20 protein-coding genes and 2 pseudogenes are annotated in these 24049 nt (G+C 62.6%); 8 read left to right on the top strand and 14 right to left on the bottom strand.

The genetic code is table 11. The features are described 5' to 3' along the window. Positions 1-61 precede the first annotated feature (61 nt). Entirely contained in the window at positions 62-1078 is a 1017-nt protein-coding gene (locus tag B0G81_RS13570) for an IS110 family transposase (RefSeq protein ID WP_134136213.1), read from the top strand. A gap of 253 nt (positions 1079-1331) precedes the next feature. Here the strand turns inward: B0G81_RS13570 and B0G81_RS44605 are convergent. The 8 genes and pseudogenes from B0G81_RS44605 to B0G81_RS13535 form a co-directional block, all read right to left on the bottom strand. Further along, positions 1332-1580 (bottom strand): annotated as a pseudogene (locus B0G81_RS44605) (PAAR domain-containing protein); the annotation flags it as partial. Next, a complete protein-coding gene (locus B0G81_RS13560) occupies positions 1577-2446 on the bottom strand; it encodes a hypothetical protein (RefSeq protein ID WP_134136199.1) in 870 nt (289 codons plus the stop codon). The pseudogene B0G81_RS44605 and the gene B0G81_RS13560, both read right to left, overlap by 4 nt. Before the next feature lie 3 nt (positions 2447-2449). Continuing rightward, positions 2450-5965 (bottom strand): type VI secretion system Vgr family protein, encoded by a 3516-nt coding sequence (gene tssI, locus B0G81_RS13555; RefSeq protein WP_243856436.1) that lies wholly within the window; start codon positions 5963-5965, stop codon positions 2450-2452. A gap of 52 nt (positions 5966-6017) precedes the next feature. Beyond that, entirely contained in the window at positions 6018-7883 is a 1866-nt protein-coding gene (gene tssF / locus B0G81_RS13550) for a type VI secretion system baseplate subunit TssF (RefSeq protein WP_243856766.1), read from the bottom strand. A gap of 63 nt (positions 7884-7946) precedes the next feature. Next, a pseudogene (tssG, locus tag B0G81_RS44160) lies at positions 7947-8972 on the bottom strand (type VI secretion system baseplate subunit TssG); the annotation flags it as partial. Between the two features lie 242 nt (positions 8973-9214). Further along, on the bottom strand, positions 9215-9532 hold the full coding sequence (locus B0G81_RS13545) for a hypothetical protein (RefSeq protein ID WP_134136197.1): 318 nt from the start codon (positions 9530-9532) through the stop codon (positions 9215-9217). Between the two features lie 92 nt (positions 9533-9624). Next, positions 9625-11631 (bottom strand): bifunctional DedA family/phosphatase PAP2 family protein, encoded by a 2007-nt coding sequence (locus B0G81_RS13540; RefSeq protein WP_134136192.1) that lies wholly within the window; start codon positions 11629-11631, stop codon positions 9625-9627. Between the two features lie 86 nt (positions 11632-11717). Then, complete coding sequence (locus B0G81_RS13535) at positions 11718-12446, bottom strand: glycine zipper 2TM domain-containing protein (protein ID WP_134136188.1); 729 nt, start codon at positions 12444-12446, stop codon at positions 11718-11720. Between the two features lie 400 nt (positions 12447-12846). Here B0G81_RS13535 and B0G81_RS13525 point away from each other — a divergent pair, with 400 nt between their 5' ends. Next, complete coding sequence (locus B0G81_RS13525) at positions 12847-13188, top strand: hypothetical protein (RefSeq protein ID WP_134136184.1); 342 nt, start codon at positions 12847-12849, stop codon at positions 13186-13188. Positions 13189-13278: 90 nt separating this feature from the next. Then, the gene (locus tag B0G81_RS13520) at positions 13279-13755 is read left to right on the top strand and encodes an OsmC family protein (protein ID WP_134136181.1); all 477 of its coding nucleotides are present in this window, start codon (positions 13279-13281) and stop codon (positions 13753-13755) included. Between the two features lie 37 nt (positions 13756-13792). Here the strand turns inward: B0G81_RS13520 and B0G81_RS13515 are convergent, their stop codons facing one another. The 4 genes from B0G81_RS13515 to B0G81_RS13505 form a co-directional block, all read right to left on the bottom strand. Continuing rightward, positions 13793-15451, bottom strand: coding sequence for an NRAMP family divalent metal transporter (locus B0G81_RS13515; RefSeq protein WP_134136178.1), 1659 nt, complete (start codon positions 15449-15451; stop codon positions 13793-13795). A gap of 119 nt (positions 15452-15570) precedes the next feature. Next, positions 15571-15726: a hypothetical protein gene (locus B0G81_RS43625; protein ID WP_166678990.1), complete on the bottom strand. Its 156-nt coding sequence runs from the start codon at positions 15724-15726 to the stop codon at positions 15571-15573. A gap of 893 nt (positions 15727-16619) precedes the next feature. Next, positions 16620-16853, bottom strand: coding sequence for a hypothetical protein (locus tag B0G81_RS13510; protein ID WP_106286340.1), 234 nt, complete (start codon positions 16851-16853; stop codon positions 16620-16622). A 65-nt stretch (positions 16854-16918) separates the two neighbouring features. Then, positions 16919-17386 carry an Lrp/AsnC family transcriptional regulator gene (locus tag B0G81_RS13505; protein WP_012426651.1) on the bottom strand — a complete coding sequence of 156 codons (468 nt, stop codon included), beginning with the start codon at positions 17384-17386 and terminating at the stop codon, positions 16919-16921. 154 nt (positions 17387-17540) lie between these two features. On the opposite strand from B0G81_RS13505, the gene B0G81_RS13500 reads away from it, so the two are divergent. Next, positions 17541-18194, top strand: coding sequence for a LysE family translocator (locus tag B0G81_RS13500; protein ID WP_134136174.1), 654 nt, complete (start codon positions 17541-17543; stop codon positions 18192-18194). Between the two features lie 66 nt (positions 18195-18260). Here B0G81_RS13500 and B0G81_RS13495 read toward each other — a convergent pair whose 3' ends face one another. Further along, complete coding sequence (locus tag B0G81_RS13495; RefSeq protein WP_106286349.1) at positions 18261-18434, bottom strand: DUF1289 domain-containing protein; 174 nt, start codon at positions 18432-18434, stop codon at positions 18261-18263. Between the two features lie 132 nt (positions 18435-18566). Here B0G81_RS13495 and B0G81_RS13490 point away from each other — a divergent pair, with 132 nt between their 5' ends. Further along, complete coding sequence (locus B0G81_RS13490) at positions 18567-18887, top strand: YnfA family protein (RefSeq protein ID WP_116121219.1); 321 nt, start codon at positions 18567-18569, stop codon at positions 18885-18887. Positions 18888-18984: 97 nt separating this feature from the next. On the opposite strand, the gene B0G81_RS13485 is transcribed toward B0G81_RS13490, so the two are convergent. Continuing rightward, a complete protein-coding gene (locus B0G81_RS13485; protein ID WP_134136172.1) occupies positions 18985-19494 on the bottom strand; it encodes a DUF1993 domain-containing protein in 510 nt (169 codons plus the stop codon). 303 nt (positions 19495-19797) lie between these two features. Here B0G81_RS13485 and B0G81_RS13480 point away from each other — a divergent pair, with 303 nt between their 5' ends. From B0G81_RS13480 to B0G81_RS13470, 3 genes are all read left to right on the top strand, one after another. Further along, positions 19798-21354 carry a S53 family peptidase gene (locus tag B0G81_RS13480; protein ID WP_134136170.1) on the top strand — a complete coding sequence of 519 codons (1557 nt, stop codon included), beginning with the start codon at positions 19798-19800 and terminating at the stop codon, positions 21352-21354. Positions 21355-21424: 70 nt separating this feature from the next. Continuing rightward, positions 21425-23092, top strand: coding sequence for a peptidase S1 (locus tag B0G81_RS13475; RefSeq protein ID WP_134136167.1), 1668 nt, complete (start codon positions 21425-21427; stop codon positions 23090-23092). 257 nt (positions 23093-23349) lie between these two features. Continuing rightward, complete coding sequence (locus tag B0G81_RS13470) at positions 23350-24003, top strand: hypothetical protein (protein WP_134136165.1); 654 nt, start codon at positions 23350-23352, stop codon at positions 24001-24003. Positions 24004-24049: the final 46 nt, after the last annotated feature.

Below are 24049 nucleotides of genomic sequence, written 5' to 3'. Positions count from 1 at the left end.
TGCTCCGCCTGAGAGCGTGGCAGTATCAGAGCTCCTGATCTGCAGTTGACCGGAGGCCGTCATGAGCGTCGCGTTGCTGAGCATCGATCTTGCAAAAAATATCTTCCAGCTGTACGGCGTGGACGAACGCGGTCATCCAGTGTTGAGTCGGCGAGTCAGCCGCAACAAGCTCCTCGAATCCATTGTCAATCTGCCCTCTTGCCGTATCGTGATGGAAGCCTGTGGTGGAGCGCATTACTGGGCCCGCCGGTTCTCGGCGATGGGACATCATGTGCAGATCATTGCGCCCCGATTCGTCAAGCCGTTCGTCAAATCCCAGAAGAACGATCGCAACGATGCGGAGGCGATCGTCGAAGCTGCGTCCCGTCCGACCATGCGCTACGTTGCGGTCAACAGCGTTCAGCAGCAGGATATCCAGTCCATGCACCGCATCCGCAGCCTGCTCATGCGAGACCGTATCGCGCAGATCAACCAGATACGAGGCCTGTTAGCCGAATACGGTGTGGTCATTGCACAAACCGCACTGAAAGTACGGCAGCAGCTTCCGTCAATTATTGACGACGAACGCAACGAGCTCACAGGGTTGGGTCGATCAATGATGCGGGATATGTACGAGCGACTCGTACTGCTGGATAAGCAGATCGCCCGGTATGATGAATTGATCCATCAAGTGCACAAGGCATCCCCTGTCAGTCAGCGACTTGAGAAGATTCGAGGCGTTGGGCCACTGATCGCAACTGCTGTCATCGCCGCAGCGGGGAGTGCCACTGAATTCTCAAACGGCAGACAGTTTGCGGCGTGGCTGGGCTTGACCCCACGCCAGCACTCATCAGGCGGCAAGGATCGTCTGTTCGGTATCACGAAGCGCGGTAACGGATATCTGCGAATGCTGCTGGTACACGGCGCCAGATCGGTCGTCCAGCAAGCCATAAAACATACCGATACGCTCTCCCGATGGATACGCGAGGTTCAGGCGAGACGGGGAACAAACATCGCCGTCGTGGCACTTGCCAACAAGATCGCCAGGACGATCTGGGTATTGCTCGCACGCGGCCTGGAGTACGCACCGCCGGTATGAACGGAGCAACGATCGGATGGCGGCAATTGTTTTACCTCTTCATTGGTTGCACAAGTGATCTGATTCAATGGCAAACAGGTCGGACCGTCGGTGACAAAACCTGCGCAGTCTTAGGGCTCCCGAAGCCGTGGATATAAGTAGGAGTCGCCGGGCGAAATCCATTGGGGCCAGGCACATGCGTGCCACAGAAAGGCCGAATGTATATATGCAATCCTGCACCTGCTCGCTGTAGAAAAGATCGTTTGGCAAACGGGACGAGGCCATGTATAAGGCTGCAACCGCATGTGGCATGGCGGCCCTGACGCGCGACGGGCACAGCGTGGTCCGTGATCCTGTCGTCGCCCTCAACGATGACGTTGGGCACGACCTCAGGGTGGAGCGGACAGGTCACTTCGTCGCCCTTGCGGGCCACGCGCACGCCGCCATAGCGCATGACTTCTGAGGCGGTGATAACTTCGCCGCCGTGGTCGGTGGTGTCACCGAGCCGGATGAGATCGATCATTGATTCTTCTCGCGCTGGTGCGTTGCGAATGTTGCTAGTTCTTCCGGCGTAGACGGATAATCGCGCGGGAACTCTACATAGGTCTCTTGTCCAACGAATTCGACATTGCCTTTCAATGCCTGAGGCTCCACCACCTCCTGAATAGCAATGCTCACTCCGATCAGGTAGCGCCCTTTTATAAAGGGATTACTTGGGAAAACCATGTATTTTGCATGGCGAGTTTCGCCTGGCTGAAGACGCAGTAGTGCGCCACGGAACTCTTCCCGATTGAGCATTGCGGAGCTTCCGAGCCAGTCAGTGTTGAATTCTCGTTCCTTGTCGTGAATTTTCAGGTTGTCGTCACGAACGCCTGTCACAATAGCCCATGAAGTTCCTGCTATGGGGTTGTAGTAGCCCTCCCATTCAGACGGGCTGGAAAATGCAACCTGCGATTTTCCGGAATTATGAAATGCCAAGTCAAGTAGGAACCCTCCATTCTTGAGGGAAATTGTTGGCTTCACGTCTAATTTTGCAATTCTTGAACCGGTGTCATAAAAAAGCTTTAAATATTTTAGCGCATGATAGAAATCTACATAGCCGCGATCAACTCGCATCGTGGATGCCACCCCGCTCAACCCTTCCAGAGTTAAATCATCAATCGAACCTTCGAAGATGCCAATGCCCGGCATCTCTCCCTCCCGAGTGTTGCCTCGCATTACCATGGTGAATCGATTGTCTTTGATCCTCACATCCGTGTTGGTGTAATTGCTGGCCGACCCATTAACGGAGAACACCAAACCTTCACTTGTTGACATAGAAGATTCCATAAAGATTAAAGATAGAACAAAGGCAGTGGTGCGAAGAAATTTTAGCTGTACTATTTGCATTATTTACGCCTTATTCGTTTCCACGGCCTTCCATGTAACCCCGTTTTTATTACGGAACCATTCGCAAATATGTTCGAGGTAGTAGCTGGGCGTTTGTGATACCGGAAGATAAACGCCTTGCCCCATCAAAGTCCCTGTAGTCGAACCCTGCCACGTCTGCTTGTTGGGATTGTTTTTTGCCAGTGGCACATCAACGGTTTTGTCGGATTTGATGTACTGTTTATGAACTGCGCCACCAGCCCAATAGTATTCGTCTGGAAAGCTAAACAGATGTCCAACCTCATGCGTTTCGACGTGATGCGTTTTGACTTCATATTGACGCCCCTGGATTGTGCCCGTCACCAACTCTGACCAATTGGCCGAATCTGCACGTTCCGACTTGACGTGGATATTGACACTTGTATGGGCGAGATTTTTAGGGTCGGTGGTCATAAGGTCCACTTTAAATGTCACAGGAATCCGGCAGGAGCAGGCGCCGCCTTTCACGCAATCGGCAATGGTAAGTTGATACCCATTCTGATTAAGGTCTTTTTCCACCTTTGCCTTGGTGTCAATGAGGTACTGAGAGATCGACTCGACCATCCGGTCTTCCATCTTCCGATTTGGAAACCGTGTCGGAAACTGGTCCTTGTCGTGGTTGTAGGGCACAAGCGTTGACGTCCCGTCGGGTTTGGACTCCCTGATTTGTTTAGGTTTGGTCAATACCCTCACCGTCGCAGTAATAGCGTTTCTCTTTGAATCGTAAGCAAGTTCAAAAAAGCCGCAAAAACTTTCGTAATTCGCCATGTACTGGGTCTCACCCGACATTAAAGGTGTTCCGTCTGCGTTGACGGCAAGGTAATTAGCACTGTCCACATTCCTTCTGACGTTCTCGACAACGTCATCCATACGCCAAGTGCAAAGCTCATCCTTTCTTCTGCTCGCCTCGGTTGGTGCCAGAGGTGCAAAGTCCGAGTGCGGCACGGTGCCTAATGCCACGGCGAGCGACTCTTCCGTCGGCAGTGACGCGGCCGGTGTCGAGGTTGTTGGGGCAGCCGATACCATGGCTGGACTTGCGGCCCCTGCCTCAAGCGATGAGAAGGCCGCGCAGGAAAAAACAATAGGATGGGTCGCCAACTGAGGCAGACGCGGATACATAAGCGACGGCCCCGGCACATCCCAGTTCGCCCCCTTCTCCAGAATCACCCCCGGCGAGCCATTGATAATCCCGCTGCCGTTGATCTGGATATACGACCCACCCGCGCCGATCCAGACTTCCTTCGACGCGGTGATGACGACCTTGCCGTCCGTGCTGCTGACCGTGATGTCCTTCAGGGCGGCGAGCGCGATCTGGTCGCTCTGCGCCTGGATATCGACGCGGCCTTTCGCGGCGATCAGTTTCAGCCCAAGCTGGTAGGCGAACATCGAGATCGCACCGCGCACCGACGCGAACAGTGAGCGCCCGGACGACACGCTCACGTCGCGACCTGCTGTCACCGCATGATCCTGTCCACTCACGATGTGTGTTCCCTGCGCGGCGGTCATCCCGATGCCCGCCGCGCTCGCAACGACAAGATCGGGCCGCGTCATTTCGGGGAACGGATTTTCACGCCAGTGGGCGGTGTCGCCCCGGATCGCGTCGTTCTGCGCCTTGATGGCTTTCGCGGTGTCGTGCTGGCTCGCGTCGGACGACTGCGCGTTGTGCTGCTGCGCGAGCCGCGCCATGTCCTCGTGTTGCGCGCGCGCCTGCGTCAGGCGCTGCACCGTCTCGCCCATGTCCTTGGCGGGCGACTGCGCACCGCTGCGCGTCTCGGTGGTCACCAGCATGCCCCGGTTTGCGCGGACCACGCCCCATGAGTCGGTGGCGAGTTCCCAGCCGATGCCGCGCGCCTGTTTGCGTCCCTCGCCGGGCACGATGCGCGTGTTGTAACCCACCACCAGCCGCGAGTTCGCCTGATCGCTCGTCACCTGCGCCTGTAACCGGTCCGGTGTGTCGTCCGCAACGAACTGGTTCGACCCGCTCCCTTCCAGATTGCGACTGAGCAGGCCTGACAGGGCATGGTTGTCCTGCAACGGCCACGGCGGCATGTTGTCCGCGTTGTAGGCCTGCCCGATGACGAACGGCCGGTCCGGGTCGCCGTCGATGAAATCCACGATCACTTCCGTGCCGATGCGAGGCAGGCTGATGGCCCCGTGACCATTGCCCGCCCACGGCGACATGACCCGCGCCCAGCACGACGAATTCTCGTCCCGGTTCGGCGAGCGGTCCCAGCGGAATTTAAGCGTCACGCGGCCGTACGGCTCGGTGGACACGACGTTTCTATCGAAGCCCGTCACCACGGCGCTCTGCGGTCCGGTGGTGCGCGGCTTCGGGACCGTGCGCGCCGGACGGAATACATTAGTCGCCGGTTGCACGGTGAAGTCGGTGTCGAACCGGTAGACGCCCGGACCGGTCGATTCCATCGTCTCTTCGGCATCGAGCTTCGCGCGGATCACCATGTATTCCTGGTTCGCGTTGCGATACGGATGGTTCTCCAGATGGAAGGTCGTCCCGCATACGACATTGCGCAGCGCGCCACGGCCTTCGGCGCGCTCGCCGCGCGCGAACAGTTCCTCGATGCGGATCTGTGCGGACTTCTCGCCTTCGGCCGGGTCGGTGTAGTCGCCGGGCCACTCGTAGCGCGCCAGATCATTGTGGATCGTCTTCTGCGGCTGGACCTTGCGCACGCCGAGATTGGCTTCGGGCTGCTTGAAGTCATAGTCGCCGGTGGTCCAGACGCCCGACTGCAACGTCTGGGCGATATCGAACGCGTCGATATACTCCGCGTCGATCCTGTGGCCCGGCGGGTAGTACGCGAGCGTGTGATACGCCTCGCTCTGCACCGGCTTGTGCGCGCCCACGTGGTCCACGAACACCATCCGGTGATAGCCCTTCGAGTGCTCGAAAAACCAGTAGATGCCGTTCTCAGCCATCAGCCGCTGCACGAAATTCAAATCCGTTTCGCCATACTGGACCTGATAGTCCAGTCGCGGGTATATCCGGCTGGTGCGCCAGGCGCAGGAAAACGGATAGATGCGCAGCACTTCACGAATGATGTCGATAACATTCTTACGCTGAAATATCCGGTAGTCCGAGCGCTGCCCGGCAAGCGAGAGGCCGGGTTGCAGCGTGAGCCGGTAATGGCTCTGCCGGTCCTGCTGTTCGACAAAGCGCGCGCTGGTCACGATGCCGCTGATCTCACGCATGCCGCAGCCGATGTTCGACATCCACGAAGGGCCGGCAACCCCGCTCATTCCTTCAAGCTGGATAGCCACGGTCAGCGGCCTGCCGATCATGGCACGCAGGTCGAGGTTCGCCGCGTCGTCGCCGAACATGTCGAGGTCTTGCGGCGTCACCATGTCCAGCGTGTAGGTGTAGATTTCCGACAGGGCTTCCTCGCCACGGATTGATCTGAGCACGAGTGCGGGCTCGCCCGACGGCGATTCCGGCAGCGCCGCGCCGCTTACGGTGATGGTGCGGCGGGTCGAGAAATCCAGCATGAGTGTCCTTCCTCCAGAATGAATGGATGCGGTTGACGGCCACTCAGGCCACTCAGGCCGCGCTGCGGGTGCCCATGCGGGGCGGCCAGAGCGCGACGGGGCCGCGCTGTACCGAGCGCATCGAGGTCTGCATGAAGGTATGCATCGGGACGTGGCGCGCCAGGTAGTGTTCAAGGATCACGCCGAGCAGATACGGGCTTTCACCTGCAAGCGCTCCTTCGTCGACGGTGAGCGTGCAGCCGGTGCCGCAGCCGAAGACGAGATCGCCGGTACCGGGCAGGCGGCGCGTCACCGTCTGCATCTGCACGCCTGTGATTGCCTGCACCTGCTTCACGAAGCGGGGGTTGTCGCCGGTCCGGTAGAGCAGGAGCAGTTCGCGCAGTCCCGCGCCGCCTGTGTCCTCCAGCGGCAGATGATTGAAATTGAGCTGGCGCACCAGCCGCCAGGCGGTGGTGCCCTGTGCAAGCGGCCGCTTTGGCGTGCCCGGCGCGCGTATCAGTCCGACGCTGGCAAGCGGTGCATTGACGACCGTGCTGAGATCGTCCACCCCGTTGACGGCCAGCAGGTTCGGCAGATCGCGATTCGTCACCCATACCTGCGCGGTGATGAACCGGATATTGTCATGAGCGGGCGTGCCGTTCGCATCGACCAGCGACACCAGTGTGTCGCCCGGCGCGTAGGTGGCGCGTGTCTGGTAGCGACGCGCCAGATCGGTGCCCCGGGCGGGCTCGCGACGGGTGACGAAATAGCGGCCGGTGCTGTTCTCGTCGCGCGCCAGTGTCGGATACCGCGGCTGGAACTCAAGACTCGCGGATTCCCTGGTTTCGAATCCCGAGAGTGCCCCGACTGAAAACACTTCGTAGTCAGCGGGCGCGAGTGGATCGACATGCAGGGATGCTGTCGTGCTGTTCTCAGGCAGTTCGAGCCGGTCTATCGTGACAGGAAACAGGTTGATGACAGGGGTGCAGAACAGCGCAAAATGCGAGGCATCGACCCGGTTGACCAGTTCGCCTGCCGGACGGTCGAGCAGCACGACGATCTCGACCTCCTGAGCTTCGATCCGGCGCAGGCCCGCCTCGAGTCCGGTGAGCGTGAAGAACAGGAAGCGCTCGGGACAGGTGGCATATTCGTGCAGCAGGTCGTGGCCGTGAAACTTCGGCCAGACAAGCGGCAGCATTGCCTGATCCGTGCCGAAGCCTTCATGCATCACGGCCTGGTTTCGCACCACGTGCAGCGGCTCCTGGGCAGTGGCAGAACTCCCCGGCGCGGCGAGTACCGATGCGGCCGCCCCGGTATGCAGGAGTTCGAACAGTTGGGAGGCAAGCCGCACGTCGCCCGCCAGATAGACCGGCAGGCGATCCAGACCGCGCAGCTGTCCGATGGTGGCGCTGCCGGTGGCTCGCAGCCGCAGGCGTAACGCGGAGCGTACGTTCCGGTCCGGGCGCACGTAGCGGTCAAGCGCGGAGATATCGGGCGGAATGCCGGTGAGCCGGGCGCTGACGATTTCCAGCGGATAGAGCGTGACGTCCTGGGTGCTGCGGAACTGGCAGACGCAGCCGCCGCCCTGCGGCACGGGGGAGGCGAACGGACTGCCGCGTGGCACATGGAACCCCTGTGCAAGTTTGCTCCTGGCGTGATCCGGGTATAGCCGTGCCACCGCCATCGATGGCGTCGGCGCGAGGTAATTCGGATAGAGGCATTGCAGCAGGGGGCGCGTGAAGTCGGGGAACGCTGCGTCCAGTTTCATGCGCATGCGGGCGGACATGAAAGCGAATGCCTGGACGAGCCGCTCGACATACCTATCGCCGATTTCACCCGCCTGCATGCCCAGACGCCTGGCGATTTTTACATGCGCCTGTGCAAACTCGGCGGCAAGTTCGCGCAGGTACAGCAACTCCTCGTTGTAGTACGCCAGCAGATCACCCGCGCCGGTTTCCGGGCGTTGACGGTACGGTACGGATCGCCTCGCCAACTGCTCCACGTAATGTTCCGGTTCGAAGCGCATGCCGGTAATCGGCGCATCCGTGGGCGCCTGTCCAAGCCAGCTGGACCAGCCGAGTTTTTCTGTTCCACCCAGCACCGCAGGCGGTGCGCCCTGTGGCTTGATGCGCAGTTCCAGTTCCCACCGGTAGCCGCGCCCGACAAATTCCCTCACGCATTCGACCAGCTTCGGCAGGTCCACGCCCTGCGCCGTGAAACGCAGATACACCGCCAAGTCGAGCGGCCCCAGGACAATGCGGAACCGGTGCTGGCGGTCCGGCACCTGCTCGCCGAGCATCGCGCCCATCGCAAGCGTCGAAGACTCCACGGGCTTGCCGAGATAACTGTGGCTGGCCGGCGCCATTTCCAGCCAGTGAAAGACGTATTCCTCGATTGCGACGGGTACGCCGAAGTACTGCTCAAGCGTCGCGCGCAGGCCGTCGGGATTACGCGCTTCGCGCACCAGATGCGCAGAGGCGGCGAGGCGCGCATGGCCAGGAAACGGCCGGCCGGCGATTTCGTCGGGATCGTGGCCGGCGAGGCTCGCGACAAAAAAGGAGAATGTTTCGTCATCCTTCCGGTCGAGCCCCGCCGCGGCCTGTGCGGAGGCCCACGCCCGGTACAGCAGAGTCAGGTAGCGGTGGTGAAAGATGTCGAGGAAGTTGACGAGCGTCGCATCCCGCCGGTTCTGCTCACGCTCGCGTGCAATCTCGGTGATGTGAATCGGCAGTGGCCCGTTCGGCCCGAACATGCCCAGACTGAGAAGCCGTATCTTCAGACGCCCGTTGACCTCACGCACGTCGGCAATCTCGCGCGGCGCGAATGCGAGGCTCGGTGCCTGGCCGAGACGGAACGGCTCCGCCTGCGGACGCCGCGCGGTGCCGACCGGGTCAATGCGGGGATCGGCGCCGATACGGCGCAGCAGGGAAATAAACCCGTAGCGCCAGGGTTCGGCCATCAGACGTTCAACGCTTTCCGGTGAAAGCGCCACGCCGGGCATGGGCAGATCGAAGCGGGCGCACTCCATCAATCACGACGCGCCTGATGCGGCCCGCACGGGAAAGACAGGAGCCGTGAGGCGTGGATACGTAAGACGTGGATACCTGTCGCAGCGTACAGCTTTCATCGTTTGACCTCTTCCCCGAGTTTTTTCAATCATCGGGGATAGTCGTTCGATAGTCAGCAGGACTATTTCGCAATAACGCTGGGAAATGTCAGCGGCGTCCAGTTGCATTGACGGTTATCGACCCGTCCTGAGCATGTTATGCATCACGCGTCAACACGGGCCACCGGGCTGGCGTCGGCGCGGGCAACGAGAGAGTGTCTGCAGATCAGGATGGGAATTGTGCCGACATGCAGAATCAATGCGCGGGTCGTGTACGCAGCCCTGACATCGGACAAATCCGGGAACGCGCAGCAAGCGACAAGATAAAAAAGGCGACCGGAGTCGCCCTGAATGGTCACGCAAAACACCTGCCGTGTCCCGATGATGCGGACCACCGCAGGCCGTGTGCCAGCAACCAGGTTGTTAAATTCGAACGGAACAGATGTTTGTAGCTCTTGCGCGTCGCGGGCGAATTTATCCACAGAAATTGTTCACATCCCTGTGGACAACTCCTGGCCAAGCGGCATAACTGATTGAGCGCAGAAGGATTTCTTCGCTGGAGCAGCGAACGCGCTCACTCCGTCGGCGAAGCGAGCAGCGACACCGGCACGCCGCGGCAACTGACTCGGGCAACGAGCTCCGCGCCGAGACCCGCGCTCGATTTCTCGTGCGCATCGAACGAGGTCATCTCCCTGTCGACCCGCAGAATGTTGATCGGCCACGACGCGCGCGACAGCCGTTCGTGCGCGAAAGCGCCGACCCATAGCGGCGTGACGGAGGTGCCGTTGCCCACCGCGTAACCGCTGGGCCAGAACCGCAGCACGTCGCGTTCGTCGCGCGTGTCGCCCGGACGCATGAACACCACCGAAGACGGCACGCCGTTGTTGAGCTTCGGCAAGACCGGCAGCGACACCGCCGCCACATTGGGCGAGGCTAGCGAGAGCAGACTGTGCGCCGAGACGTCCGTGCCTTCCACCCAGCCTTGGGCGCGCAACTGTCCGCGGATCGAATCGAGGTTCGAGACCCACTGCAGCGTGAGCGGCTCCTTGCGATCGCCGCCCATGTCCGAGCGGTAACACGGCAGGCGCTTCCATACGGAGAGTGTCCACTGCGATTGCGAGACCAGCACGGGAGGCGGGCGCAGCGCGCTGTCCGGCGGCGGCGTGGGCATGTTGAAGCCGACCTGGACGCCCACGCTGAGCAGCACGACCACCAGCACCACGACGGGCATGAACGCACGTTCGGGCGGCGTTTCCGGGTGCCGCCACATCGCTGTCAACGCAACGATCGCCACCCAGAGGTAGGCGAGCGCGGCGCCGCCGAGCGCGTCGGACACCCAGTACCTGCCGAAGTACAATCCCGCGAGCGCGACCAGGATCACCACGATCGCACTCGCGGCCGCCACCAGCACCCCTTCCAGCCTCTCGACCCGGCGCGCCAGCAGAAACGCCAGGAAACCGTACACGATGACGGTTGCGGCGACGTGATTGCTCGGAAACACATAGGCGCCGATCAGCGACGTATTGGGCGGCGCGCGGTGCATCGCGAACTGCAGCAGGTAGATCAGCAATTGGGAAAACACCACGGCCGCGAGCCAGTAGCCGACGGTGCGCCAGCGCCGTTCCAGCAGCATCCACACCGTGACCGTCACGACCAGCGCCGCGAGTGTGATGCTGCTGCCGAGCGTCGAGAGACCGGCGAGAACGGTATCGCTCCAGGGCGTGCGTACCGACTGCAGGAAGTGATAGACGGAGACGTCCACTTGCGTCAGCGGATCGCCGCTGGCGACGTCGTCGAGCACGCCGAAAAAAAGCGCGCCCGACACGAGTACGACCAGCGACGTCAGCAGGATGCTGCTGGCGTCAGGCGTACTGGGGTCGAGCATCTTGCGCGCGAAACGGCCGAACGGACCCGGATGCCGACAGGCCCAACTGCCCAGCTGTTCGCCCGCCGCGCTCGACCACGCATTGGCGTGCGAGAGCAGAAAACGCGCCGCGCGAAAGCTCAGCCAGACAATCCCCACCAGCAGCGCGATGATCACGACGAGTCTGAACGACACCGCGCCGGCCAGCAGCACCGAGGCGCCGAAGATCATGCCCGGCAGGATATGGGCCGGCGCCCAGATCAGCGCCGACAGTACGTTCATTGCGTAAAAGCGCAGCGGCGGCATGCCCAGCATGCCCGCCACCACCGGTACGATTGCCCGCAAAGGGCCGATGAAGCGCGCCAGCACGACGCTTTTCGCGCCATGTTTGCGGAAGAAGCGGTGGCCTGCCTCGAGCACCTCGGGATGTTTGCGGAACGGCCAGAACTGGACGATGCGGTCCTTGTAACGGCTGCCGATCCAGAAGCTCATGCCGTCGCCGGCGATGGCGCCCGCGATCGCCCACACGAGCGCCCAGCCGAGACTCAGCGAGCCGGTGCCGATCAGCGCGCCGGCAAGGAACATGGCGGTGCTGCCCGGAACGAAGGTGCCGATGACGGCGAGCGACTCCAGAAACGCCGCCAGGAAGATGACCGTGAGCGTCCAGCCGGGATGGCCGGCTAACTGGTGCAAGAGGTGGATGTAGGCGTGCTCCATCGTGCGCGATCAGCCGTTCTGGCGTAACGATTGATCATAACGCGCGACGGAGCCGTCTTATTCCTTTTTGGACACCGGCCGCAGGTTCACGAAGCGCTAAGCGAATCGCCGGAGACGTGAACGCGTTGGCCGATCTGCACGGCCGGCTGCGTCGGGTAGCTGAAGTTGCGGTAGCTGCCGTCCTGCATGCGGACCTGGACCTGGTAGGTGGTCTGCTTGCGCACCGCGTGTTCGATGCCGTTCCCGGCGAGGCCGCCGCCGACCGCGCCCGCAATCGTCGTGAGAATCTTGCCGCGGCCGCCGCCGATCTGGTTGCCGACCAGCCCGCCCGCCACCGCGCCGCCCAGCGCGCCGAGGCCCGTGGTCGGCTCGGGCGCCTGCACTGTATTGATGGCGACCACTTCGCCCGCGTACGGGTCGGCGGCGACCGGGCGCGGTGCCGCGGCGTCATAAGGTGCCTGGTAGCCCTGATTGTTTGCGGAATTCGGCGCAGCCACCGGCGTCGCGTGGTGCGGATGATGAACCGGCGGCCGGGCAGGGGCGGTTTGCTGCGCCGTCTGCTGAACCGGAGCCGCTTGCGGCGCCGCGACCGGCGTGCTGGCGACCGGCGTGCTGGCGAGCGGCGTGCTGGCGAGCGGCGCCGCCGCTGCCGTGACCGGCAGCGCGGGTTCCGTGACGGCGTGCGAAGTCGGGAGTAAACCGGTCATCGCGGCGATGCCGGTTGCGCTCGCCAAGATGACGGCGACAGCCGCGCCGGCAACTAGCGGATGAATGCGGCTGCGTTGCGGTTGGCTGGAAGTGAGATTCGTGTTCATGGCGGACTCCGCGGGTAGGTGCCTGCAATAACGCCGCGAAAGTGCGTTCGGTGCACACGGGCTGCGTGCTGCTTTGTAAGGATTTGTACGCTTTCGCGCGAGCGGTTACACGTTCGGATTTCGTCGCTGAGTTCGTCGAGGAAAGGTTGCAGGCGGTCGTGGCGGATGCTCGCCAGGCGTGCGCCGGTCGTTGCCTGAAAACCCTCGGCCAGTTTCAGCAGCCTGGTGTGGACGTAGTCGAGCGTTTACCGCGTGTCATCCAGTGGACGCTGGGTTGCGTGCGGATCGGCCGGGTCGTACGGCGGGCGAACGAAGCGGGCCGGGCGCCGTCTTACTATTTGAGCGGTCGGGCAACACGGACCTCGCGCTCGCGCAATTCGACGAAGTAACGGAGTGGGCTATGAAGATCGTAAAGGGCAGTATCGCGGCGTCGGCAATGATGATCGGTGCCGTTGCCGCAGCGTACGGGCAGTCGGTCACGCAGCCAGGCGCCACCGGAGCGGCTGCCGTGAGTGGTGCGCCTTCCGGCATGACCAACAACGCGGGGGCCACAGCGGGAACGGGTCCGTCGACGGCCGCCGGCATGAGCCCGATGTCGCCGGGTGCGGGAACGGCGGGCGGCGTAAGAGCCGGTCCCGCACTCAACACCATGCGGGCGAACGGCACGAGCCTGAACGCGAACCCGGACCCGCGCGTGCCGAATTTCGCCGGCAGGGGCGCGCCGACGCCGCCGCGGAATTAGTCAGCAAGCGGGGCGTGTCCATCGCGTAAGCGCCGCGGATAAAATGCACGCCTCGGCAAGCGGATCCGATTCGACGGCAAGGAGATGGGCATGGCGTACGGCGAGCACAAATACAAGGTGTCGGTGCAATGGACCGGCAATCGCGGAAGCGGCACTTCCGGCTACCGCGATTACGGGCGCGATCATGTGATAGCGGCGGGCAACAAGCCGGAGATTCCAGGTTCATCGGACGCCGCCTTTCTCGGCGACGCCAATCGCTGGAACCCCGAAGACCTGCTGGTCGCCTCGGCCAGCGCCTGCCACAAACTGTGGTATCTGCATCTATGCGCGGATGCCGGCATCACGGTGACGGCGTATCGCGACGACGCCGAGGGCACCATGCTAGACGACCCGAAACACGGCCGTTTTTCACAGATCGTGCTGCGCCCGCGCGTCGTGATTCGCGCGGGCGGTAATGCCGAACTCGCCGCGCGCTTGCATCACGTGGCGCACGAGAAGTGCTATATCGCGAACTCGGTCAATTTTCCGATTCTCTGCGAAGCGGTCATCGAAACGGATATTGATTGACCGAGGCAGGCCCGGCCGCCGGCTGGGCGCTATCGATTCAGTGCAGCAGCGCCATTTGCACGACCTTCACGATCACCAGCGCCACCGCCACGATCAGATAGCCGCGCAGCACGCCCATCCAGACCCGCTTGGACAGCGTCAATTGCGGCGCCGGCAACTCGTCCAGAGGCGGCATGCGCCACGCTGCGCGCGTTTCCTTCGACCACCCGAATTCGCTTTCCTGAGCCACTGCGCTCCCGGATTTCCGCCGCAGCTTGCGGGCCACGACGGTGGCCGCATAACCTGCCACGGCCATCAGCGTGCCGGCTGCGAGCACTTCAAGCATGACTTCGCCGGTGATGTCCGGATACATGACGGAAGCCGTGAGAATGATGGATAGCATGACGAGCACCCAGACCACTGCGCCTGTGAAGACGTTGAGCTTCTTCGAGTTCACCCACGGTCCGAGCACCGCGCGGTCGTTGCACAACAGCAGCAGAAACACGGTCGCGCTCGGCAACAGCACGCCGGCGAGCGTCTGCACCGCTTCCGTCAGAAGGCCGAGCGGGCTGCCCGGAATCAGCACCAGCGTCGCCGCGGCCGCCACGATGGCGAAATAGACGAGGTAGAAGCCCTTCGCGTCCGACACGCCGCGATGCAGCGAGTGGCGAATCTTGAAGACGTCGCCGATCGCGTAGGCGCTCGACAACGACACCGCCGCCGCGCCGATGATGCACGCGTCGAGCAGCGCCACGGCGAACAGCACGGCGGGCGTGCGGCCGGCATATCTTTCGAGGTCGGCGATCACGCCGCCCGCGTCGGTGAAATGGCCGAACTCGGGCTTACCCGCGTAGAGCGCCGCGCAAAACGAGATCATGGCCACGGCGCCGATCATCACGAAGACGATACCGATCCACAGGTCAGCCTTTTCGTACTTCATGAAGCGCGGCGTAATGCGTTTATCGACGATGTAACTTTGCTGGAAGAACAATTGCCACGGCGCGACGGTGGTGCCGACAATGCCGATCACGAGCAGCATCACGTCGCTCAGTTTCGATTGGGCGGGCCAGCCCGGGATCAGAAAATCGTGCGCCATCTGGCTGACCGGCGGGTGAATCGATACCAGCACAGGCACGAGCAACAGGCTCATCACGCACAGCACCACCGCGAAACGTTCGAAGCGCCGGAAGTCGCCCGTGCTCACCGCGGCCATGGTTACCGCCGCGGCGATGCAAACGCCGGCCACCTTCGAAATGCCAAAGAACTGGAGCACGAACGTAATGCCGATGAACTCGGTCACGATCGTCAACGCGTTGAGGATGAACAGATCCACGACGCTGAAGGCTCCCCAGAATTTGCCGAAGCGCTCGAAGATCAGCCGTGCATGACCGACGCCGGTCACCGCGCCGAGACGCAGCACCATCTCCTGATTGACGAACAGCACGGGCACGAGCAGCAGCATGGTCCACAGCAAGGTGGTGCCATAGTTCTGTCCCGCTTGCGTGTAGGTGCCGAAGGCGCCGGCGTCGTTATCGCCGACCATCACGATGAGGCCGGGCCCGAGAATCGCGAGCAACGTGCGCACGCGGGCCCACCAGCTATTGCGCGCCCCCGTGTCGTGATGGGCGATGGTGCCGAGTGCGCCCTTGATGTCGCCGAGGTGCGCGTCGTCGAGAACGGCGCTGCGGGGTGGTGAGACGTTGATTGGAGTGGACATGCTGGCCGCCTGAGTAGGTTTGATTGGATTGAGCGGGGCGTCTTCAGGATCCGCCGGATGCGCGGCCGAACGGGGCGGCGGCGCGGGCGGAAACGCGAAGACGCGCTGAGCGTGTGTGCTTACGAAGCGGACCGCGAGACGGCACGCAAAACGAGCGCCCTGACGCGGTGCCAGGCCACGGCGAGCCAGTGCGGCTTGACGCCGTGCAGTGCGAGGGCGGCGTCGCTATGGGTGTGGGTTTGCTGCCGTGTCGGTACGAGAGTGGCGAGGTACATGTTTTTTCTCCGGGCGTAGGGCTTGACGCGGATTGCGGAAAGCCAGCAGACACGGAGCGCGGCGCGTCAGGCGCGCGGCGAAGCAGGTCTACTCGCTTTCCTTGGGCAAATGATTGTTTGCCTGTCCGCTCGGTCGTGACTGAGCGGCCATTGGGCGGCAACCAGGCGGCATATGGGATAACTGTCACTGTCCATGGCGGCTCCTTATCGGCGTTCGGTACGCACGTGTTGGTCCACGCGCTCGGCCGCACCGCATGTCGAACGAATCGAAACGGTGCGAGCGAACGCTGCCGCGAGCGAAGGCTCGCGACGGGATGCCAATCGGCGGGACGCATGTGCGTAAGCACGGCGCGGCCGGATGGCGCTAGTCAAGGTGCACGGAGTGAGTTACTGCGGCGCGCACCGTCTGCCTGTCGGCAAGACGGCGGCTGAGAAATAAAGCGCGGGCGTCGGGCCGGTCAGGCAGTGAAACTGTTCGAAGGTCGACTACTGCTGGTGTCCAAGGCATGGGCCTCGTTTATGAAGACGGCGAATTTTAGGCACTGCTGCAAGCGGAAGTCAACATGCTTCGTTAAACGAAGCAAATATTCTTTGATGGCGTGTGTGCCAGGCCACGTTGTGGTTGTGGAAGGCGTCTTGTCTTTCAATTTCGATAGAAAAGAAAGGCTAATGAAGGCTTTTTTCCGCTGCTGCTGGTGAGAGCGGCTTGAGCCGATGTAGCGGCCCGCGACGCGTGCGTAACTCGGCTCGATCCGCCGCCCCGCGCCGACGAAAACACAGGGCGGTTGTCGCGCATTGCGACGCGCGACCACGCGCGAGCGTGCTCGAGTGATGGCGTCGATGTTCGGGCGCGCTTCGCTGTCGCTACACCGCGAAGCACGCCTTCAAATGTCTCAACGATTGCCGTCGAGCAGATCGCCAAGCAGTTCGTCGAATGCGGCTTGCGCGTCTTCGAGCTCCTGCAGCGCGGCGTCGAATGTTTGCAGCGCGAATTGCGAAGGCGTGCCGCTGCCGGCCGGCGGGAATTGCGATTGCAGCGACGCGAACGCCGACTGCACGCGTTGGGTCGCGGTCAATACACGCTGCATTGCCGCGGTTTCTTCGGCTCGCGCCTGTTCGTGATCCATGAGAACTCCGTGTTCAACTGGTCGGCTCGCGCCGTTTTAAAGGGGTGACTATGCCACGTTAGCGTTCAGGACAGCGGCAAGCCGCCGTTGGCCTTCACTTCGCGCAACGACAGTGCCGATTCCACCGAAGTCACGCCCGGCAGGCTACGCATTTCATCGCGCATGAACGTGCCGTAGTCGTCGAGATCGCGTGCCACCACCTGCAGGATGTAATCGGCGCTGCCCGACACGTTGTGACACGCGAGGATGCGCGGGATGGCCTGCACCTCGCGCTCGAAGCGCGTCGCCACCGCGCGGTCGTGCACGGCAAAACGCACGTAGACGAACGCGACCACGCCGAAGCCGAGCGCGGAGCGCGAGAGCATCGCGCGGTACTGGTCGATATAGCCATCGTTTTCGAGGCGCTTCAGCCGGCGTGCGCAGGGCGTTTCGCTGAGGCCGACCGTTTCGGCCAGCCGCGCATTGGACATACGGCCATCTTTCTGGAGCGCGGCGAGGATCGCGCGGTCGGTTTTATCGAGGTCGGTTGTCATGGCTCTGTGGTGCTGATGACGGATTGGAGGAAAGCCGGTGCTCGGGCCGCAATATTAGCGCATTCCTCCACGGGTGAGCACTCAGGGCCGGTAATTCGCCAGCAAACCCTCCGCCGACGATAGCAAGATAGAGCCTTGAAAACAGGAGAATTCGATGATTTCCGCACATCTGCTGGCCGTGTATATCGCGGCGCTTTTTGTCGTCTATGCCGTGCCTGGACCGGACATGGCGCTGGTGCTGCAAACCAGTATCGGACGCGGCGTGCGCAGCGGCTTCGCGGCTGCCGGCGGCCTCGGGCTCGCGCGCGCGACGCACGTTACGCTCTCGGCATGCGGCGTGGCCGCGCTATTGCGCAGCGCGCCGTGGTTATACGAAGTGGTGCGCTATGGCGGCGCGGTTTATCTCGCGTGGGTGGGAATTCAGATCTTTCGGTCGCCGGTGTTCGCGCTGCCTGGCGGGCATGCCGCCGGCGGCCACGCGGAGGCGACGGCAAGCGTCGAGTCTCGTCCGTTGCGGGCTGCTTTTGTCAAGGGCTTGCTCACCAACTTGCTGAACCCGAAGGCGCTGCTGTTCTGCTCTGTGCTGCTGCCGCAGTTCGTGCGTCCGGAGGCGGGGCCGGTGGCTTTGCAAATGGTCGAACTCGGTCTGGTGCTGCTCGCTATCGGCGCCTGTTTCGACATGCTGTACGCGATCGGCGCCGCGCGGATCGCCGGCTGGATGCGCGCCCATCCGCTAGCGCAAACGCTGCAGCGCTGGACCTTCTCGGCCGCGCTGATCGGCTTTGCGTTGCGGCTCTCGCTGGACTGAATCTGGCCGGATGGGGCGCGGCGCTTCTCCAGACCGCCCGGCCGTGCGTCATGCAGGAGAGCCCGCTTATCTGCTCAGCTTATGCTCGCGCCGCGAGCGGTCCTCGATGATTTTCCGGCGATGCTTGTCTTTCATCTTCTTCCAGCTTTTGCATTCGTCGCGCGTGCGCATGCAGCCTATGCAGAAGCCGGTTTTGCTGTCGAACTTGCAGATGTCGATGCAGGGTGACGCGATGCTCATGGCCATTGGCAATTGAAGGAAATGCCAAGACTCTCGCATGCGGCATGCCCGCGCGCAAAGTGATTGTGTTAATAAAGCCAATAGAGCGCCAGACCTTGTTCGTGGCAGCACAATCACTCGTTTTCCCACTCGATGAAAACTTTTTTGCTCTATGCCGTGACCGCCATTGCCGAAATTGTCGGTTGCTATTTGCCGTGGCGCTGGCTGAAAGAGGGCGGTTCCATCTGGCTGCTGGTGCCGGGCGCGTTGAGCCTCGCGCTGTTCGCCTGGCTGCTGACCCTGCACGGTACCGCCGCAGGCCGCGTGTATGCGGCTTACGGCGGTGTATATGTAGCGGTGGCGATTGCCTGGCTATGGTGCGTCGACAAGGTGCGCCCCACGCTGTGGGACGCTGCCGGCGTGGCTTTCACGCTCGCCGGCATGGCGATCATCGCGTTCCAGCCGCGCGTTTGAGCCGGCCGGGGAGCCGATCTTTGCCGCTCCCAAAGGCCTCTCTCTGTGAGCGCTCGTTGCCGCATCCGCGCCAACTTCGAGTCCGCAGGCCCGCGCTTTACTTGATGCCGCCGAGATAATCGAGCTTGCCGAGATCGACGCCGTTGTGACGCAGGATGTCATACGCCGTCGTGACGTGAAAAAAGAAGTTCGGCAGCACGAAACCGAGCAGATACGACTGGCCTGTGAACTCGACCGGACCGGAGCGCAGCTTCAGCGTGATCGGGCGTTCTTCCGAGCCGTCGATCTGCTCAGCGTTGAATTCCTTCAAATAATCGATCGTCTTTTGAAGGCGGGCAATCAGTTCTTCAAAAGTCTGCTCGACGTCGTCGTACTTCGGCGCTTCGACGTCGGCCAGCCGGGCGGCGCAGCCCTTCGCGGTGTCGCTCGCGATATAGACCTGGCGCGTCAGCGGCAGCATGTCGGGTGCGAGCCGGCCGGTGGTGAACACCGTGGGCTCGATCTGTTTCGCGGCGGCATGCGCTTCGGCTTTGCCCAGAATGACCTGCAGGTTCGTCAGGCCGCGAATCAATACGGGCAGTGATGCTTGATACATCGAAATTGACATGGGGCTTCCTCTGATTCTTTGATCGTGCGCGCGGATGGCGCGCGAGGCAATGTAACGGCTGGATTGCCGCTGCAGCATCATAGCGCGAGCGGCCAAAGATGCGCATCGCGGCGACGCGGCGTTAGCCATTCGGACAACTGCCGCGCGCGCCGGAACTGTGTTTGAATGGATTGGTCGGACCGTTTTGACGTCCTTGAAACAGCGAACTTGCCGCTGCCTTCAGGCGATGAGGTTGTGAGAGGCGCGTGGCGCGTGCATCCAACTCGTGAAAGCCGCCGTCACGCTAACTGGAGAGTCGACACCATGGTCAATAAGCAGCCGCTGCCAGGCAGTGAGCGAACAGTGGAACAGGGTTCGAAAGTCGTCGGGCAATGCGATCCCAGGGAGCGGATCGAGGTATTCGTCATGTTGCGCCGTCAACAGCAGGCGCAATTCGACGCATTGATGAGCAAGATCGAAGCCGGCGATCCCAGCGTCAAGCCGTTGTCGCGCGAGACGCTCGCGAAGGACTACGGCGCCGCGCCGGACGACATCGCCAAGGTCAAGGCCTTCGCCAGCGCGCACGGTTTGACGGTGGTGCGCGAAGATCCGGCCGCGCGCACGGTGCTGCTGAGCGGCACGATTGCCCAGTTCCAGGACGCGTTCGCCGTGAAGCTCGAACACTATGAACATCACACGTCTGGCCAGTTCCGCGGCCGCACCGGCGCGATCAGCGTGCCCGACGATCTGCACGGCGTGGTGCAGGCCGTGCTCGGCCTCGACAACCGCCCGCAGGCGCGGCCGCACTTTCGCATTCGGCCGCCGTTCCAGCCGGCCCGTGGTCATCAGGTTTCGTTCACGCCTCCGCAGCTGGCGTCGCTCTACCACTTTCCACAAGGCGACGGCGGCGGGCAGTGCGTCGGCATCATCGAACTGGGCGGCGGGTATAACGCCAGCGATCTCAAGTCCTATTTCGCGAGTCTCGGCGTTGCGTCGCCCAAGGTGAAGTCGGTCGGCGTCGATCAAGGCAGTAACCAGCCCACCGGCGATCCGAATGGACCCGACGGCGAAGTCACGCTCGACATCGAAATTGTCGGCGCAATCGCGCCTGGGGCGGAAATCGCGGTGTATTTCACGCAGAACAGCGACGCCGGCTTTATCGACGCGGTGAGCCGCGCGGTGCACGACACGACCAACAAACCGTCGGTGATTTCGATCAGTTGGGGCGGTCCGGAGTCGAACTGGACCAGCCAGTCGTTGCAGGCCTTCAACAGCGTGCTGCAGTCAGCGGCAACCCTTGGCGTGACGGTCTGCGCGGCGTCGGGCGACAGTGGTTCGAGCGACGGCACGGGCAGCGACCAGGTCGACTTCCCCGCGTCGAGCCCCTATGTGCTGGCCTGCGGCGGCACGAGCCTGACCGCGTCGGGCACCGCGATCTCACACGAGGCAGTCTGGAACGACGGCGCGCAAGGCGGCGCGACCGGCGGCGGCGTGAGCCAGGCTTTCCCTCTGCCGGTCTGGCAGAAGGGCTTGTCCGCCACGTCGACGAAGGGCGGCAAGAAAGCGCTCAGCGGGCGCGGCGTGCCCGACGTGGCGGGCGACGCTTCGCCGGTGACCGGCTACAGTGTATTGATCGACGGTACGCAGACGGTGGTCGGCGGCACCAGCGCGGTCGCGCCGCTGTGGGCCGCCCTGATTGCGCGCATCAATGCGGCGAAAGGGCAGCCGGCCGGCTTCATCAACCCTAAGCTGTATAAGGCGGCGGGCGCGTGCAACGACATCACGCAAGGCAACAACGGCAGTTTCGCGGCATCCGCGGGTTGGGACGCCTGCACGGGGCTCGGCAGTCCCAATGGTCAGAAGGTGGCGGCCGCACTATAGTCTGCAACACACGCCCCGAAGAAAGTCCTTCGGGGCGCACAAAAGACGTGAACGAACCCATGGAGCGATCATGACGAATACCGAGTCAGCTTCTGTTAGTCCGCAGCCGTCGCACAATTCGCATGCTTCGGGCACGCCGGCTCCGGCGCCCGCGCCGGCCAGCGCGCCGCACAAAGCCAAAGATCAGCCGTTCTTCGATCCGGTCGCTTACGGCAACGGGCCTGACGATTCCGTCACCGCAACCGATGAAAGCGCCGCCATCACGCACCACTCGGTCACCATCGGCGGGCACAGGATCAACTACACGGCAACCGCGGGCCACCTCGTGATCGTCGATCCGAGTAGTTCGCAGCCGGAAGCCCGCATGTTCTACGTGGCGTTCACGCAGGACAACCAGAAGGAAGAAGCCCGGCCGGTCACGTTCTTCTATAACGGCGGCCCGGGATCGTCGTCGGTATTCGTGCTGCTGGGTTCGTTCGCGCCGCGTCGCATCAAGACCTCGATGCCGAGCTTCACGCCGCCCGCGCCGTATTCGATGGAAGACAATCCGGATAGCCTGCTCGACAAGAGCGACCTCGTTTTCATCAACCCGGTCGGCACCGGCTACTCGGCGGCGATCGCACCGAAGAAGAACCGCGACTTCTGGGGCGTCGACCAGGACGCGGACTCGATCAAGCAGTTCATCAAGCGTTTTCTGACGAAGAACAACCGCTGGAATTCGCCGAAGTACCTGTTCGGCGAGTCGTATGGCACGGCGCGCAGTTGCGTGCTGGCGTACCGCTTGCATGAAGACGGCGTGGATCTGAACGGCATTACGCTGCAATCGTCGATTCTCGATTACACGCAGGCCGGCAACCCGGTCGGCGCGCTGCCCACGGCCGCCGCGGACGCGTGGTATCACAAGAAGCTCGGCATCGCGCCACGACCGACCGATCTCGGCACGTTCGCCGAAGAAGTCGCGCAGTTCGCGCGCACTGACTATCTGGCCGCGCTGCGCAAGTTTCCGACCACCGATGCGGCCACGGTCGAAAAGCTCGGCGAATACACGGGCATCGACAAAACGACCTTGCTCGCGTGGAGCCTGGATGTCGCCTCGTACGACAGCCGGGGCAATTCGCTGTTCCTCACCACGCTGCTGAAATCCAAGGGGCTTGCGCTCGGCGAGTACGACGGCCGCGTGACGGCGATCGGCACGGGCATTGCCGGCAAGATCGACCCGAATTCCGGCGGCAACGACCCGACCATGACGGCGGTCACCGGCGTCTACACGACGATGTGGAACGTGTATCTGAACGAACAACTGAAGTACACGTCGAATTCGTCGTTCACGGATCTGAACGACCAGGCCTTCAAGTACTGGGACTTCAGCCACATCGATCCGACGGGCGCGCAGAAGGGCGTCGACTCGAAGGGCAACATCATTCTGTACACCGCCGGCGATCTGGCCGCCGTGATGGCGCTCAATCCCGATCTGAAGGTGCTGTCGGCGAACGGCTTCTTCGATTTCGTCACGCCGTTTTATCAGACCGTACTCGATCTGCAGCAAATGCCGTTGCTCAGCCAGCAGGTCCGGCAGAACCTGTCGGCGCGCTTTTATCCTTCGGGACATATGATTTATCTCGACGGCGGATCGCGCACCGCGCTAAAGGCCGATCTCGCGACGATGTACGACACGACGGTGTCCAACACGCAGGCGCTGTTTCGTATCCGCGCACTGCAGGCGCGTGTGCCGCAGTAGCGGCGAATCGACGCGTCGCGTCGCGGACGCGGCGCGTGCGGGACGCCCTGGCATCGCGAGGGCGTCTGGCTATCAGACGGGCCGGGACCGGCGACGCGCGAGCGGTCGCGCCGCCGGTTTCCTCAGCCTGCCAAATCGGCTAAATGCGGCCTATGCGCGCGGCGCGCGTAGTCAGGCTTTTTTACTTATCCATATTGAATGTGTTTTAATTAGTCTGCGAATTGAACTATTGCGTGCCGCTCCCGGCGCGCCGACGAATGAACGCAGGCATTGCAGACAGGCGTCGCACAGAGTATTCCAGCGACGCGACCAGCAGTACGTACGACACGGCTTTGCCGGCGCTCGCGCGCCGGTGCGGTGTTGCGCGTCCCCGCGGCACTGCGCGTTTTGCGCTCGCGCTTGGCTTCACGGCGCTGGTGATGCTACGCACGGTCGACGCTTGCGCGCAGGACGCCGTCATGCTCGACGAGCGCGTCACGCAGCAATCGGTAGGGGAGACGATTTGCCGTCCCGGTTACGCCGACACGGTCGCCCCGCCGTTCGACGAACTGATGGCGCACAAAGACCGCATGCTCGCCGCGCGCGGCATCGACGCGGACAACGGCGCCTCCTTCGCGCTCGATCGCCGCGTGCCCATCGTGCTCGGTGGCTCGCCGGACGCTCGCGCCAATCTCGATCTTCTGCCGTGGGCCGGCCATCAGGGCGAGCGCCGCAAGGCGCGCGCGGCAGTCATGCTCAAGCGCTGCGTCTGCGAAGGCAAACTGAGCCTCGCCGAAGCGCAAGCCGCGATTATCGGCAACTGGTCGGTGGTTTATTCGGGCTTCAGTCAAACGTCCTGCGACGTCAGCCGGCTCGACGTGGCCACCGGTGGCGACAACGGTCATGGCGCCGGCCGCGACAACCCGCCATGAAGCCGGCCGCCTCGTTTGCGGCGCCTGCTTCGTTCATGCGCATCTG

Origin of the sequence: Paraburkholderia sp. BL6665CI2N2 (assembly GCF_004366535.1) — a bacterium.
GTDB lineage: Bacteria > Pseudomonadota > Gammaproteobacteria > Burkholderiales > Burkholderiaceae > Paraburkholderia.
Note: the sequence above shows the minus strand (reverse complement) of the source record. Positions and strands in the feature narration are given on the sequence as shown.

Excerpts from the sequence above, each read along its gene's own strand:
- B0G81_RS13570 (WP_134136213.1), top strand. The coding sequence starts at position 62 with ATGAGCGTCGCGTTGCTGAGCATCGATCTTGCAAAAAATATCTTCCAG.
- B0G81_RS13560 (WP_134136199.1), bottom strand. The coding sequence starts at position 2,446 with ATGCAAATAGTACAGCTAAAATTTCTTCGCACCACTGCCTTTGTTCTA.
- tssI (WP_243856436.1), bottom strand. The coding sequence starts at position 5,965 with ATGCTGGATTTCTCGACCCGCCGCACCATCACCGTAAGCGGCGCGGCG.
- B0G81_RS13540 (WP_134136192.1), bottom strand. The coding sequence starts at position 11,631 with ATGGAGCACGCCTACATCCACCTCTTGCACCAGTTAGCCGGCCATCCC.
- B0G81_RS13535 (WP_134136188.1), bottom strand. The coding sequence starts at position 12,446 with ATGAACACGAATCTCACTTCCAGCCAACCGCAACGCAGCCGCATTCAT.
- B0G81_RS13525 (WP_134136184.1), top strand. The coding sequence starts at position 12,847 with ATGAAGATCGTAAAGGGCAGTATCGCGGCGTCGGCAATGATGATCGGT.
- B0G81_RS13520 (WP_134136181.1), top strand. The coding sequence starts at position 13,279 with ATGGCGTACGGCGAGCACAAATACAAGGTGTCGGTGCAATGGACCGGC.
- B0G81_RS13515 (WP_134136178.1), bottom strand. The coding sequence starts at position 15,451 with ATGTCCACTCCAATCAACGTCTCACCACCCCGCAGCGCCGTTCTCGAC.
- B0G81_RS43625 (WP_166678990.1), bottom strand. The coding sequence starts at position 15,726 with ATGTACCTCGCCACTCTCGTACCGACACGGCAGCAAACCCACACCCAT.
- B0G81_RS13510 (WP_106286340.1), bottom strand. The coding sequence starts at position 16,853 with ATGGATCACGAACAGGCGCGAGCCGAAGAAACCGCGGCAATGCAGCGT.
- B0G81_RS13505 (WP_012426651.1), bottom strand. The coding sequence starts at position 17,386 with ATGACAACCGACCTCGATAAAACCGACCGCGCGATCCTCGCCGCGCTC.
- B0G81_RS13500 (WP_134136174.1), top strand. The coding sequence starts at position 17,541 with ATGATTTCCGCACATCTGCTGGCCGTGTATATCGCGGCGCTTTTTGTC.
- B0G81_RS13495 (WP_106286349.1), bottom strand. The coding sequence starts at position 18,434 with ATGAGCATCGCGTCACCCTGCATCGACATCTGCAAGTTCGACAGCAAA.
- B0G81_RS13490 (WP_116121219.1), top strand. The coding sequence starts at position 18,567 with ATGAAAACTTTTTTGCTCTATGCCGTGACCGCCATTGCCGAAATTGTC.
- B0G81_RS13485 (WP_134136172.1), bottom strand. The coding sequence starts at position 19,494 with ATGTCAATTTCGATGTATCAAGCATCACTGCCCGTATTGATTCGCGGC.
- B0G81_RS13480 (WP_134136170.1), top strand. The coding sequence starts at position 19,798 with ATGGTCAATAAGCAGCCGCTGCCAGGCAGTGAGCGAACAGTGGAACAG.
- B0G81_RS13475 (WP_134136167.1), top strand. The coding sequence starts at position 21,425 with ATGACGAATACCGAGTCAGCTTCTGTTAGTCCGCAGCCGTCGCACAAT.
- B0G81_RS13470 (WP_134136165.1), top strand. The coding sequence starts at position 23,350 with ATGAACGCAGGCATTGCAGACAGGCGTCGCACAGAGTATTCCAGCGAC.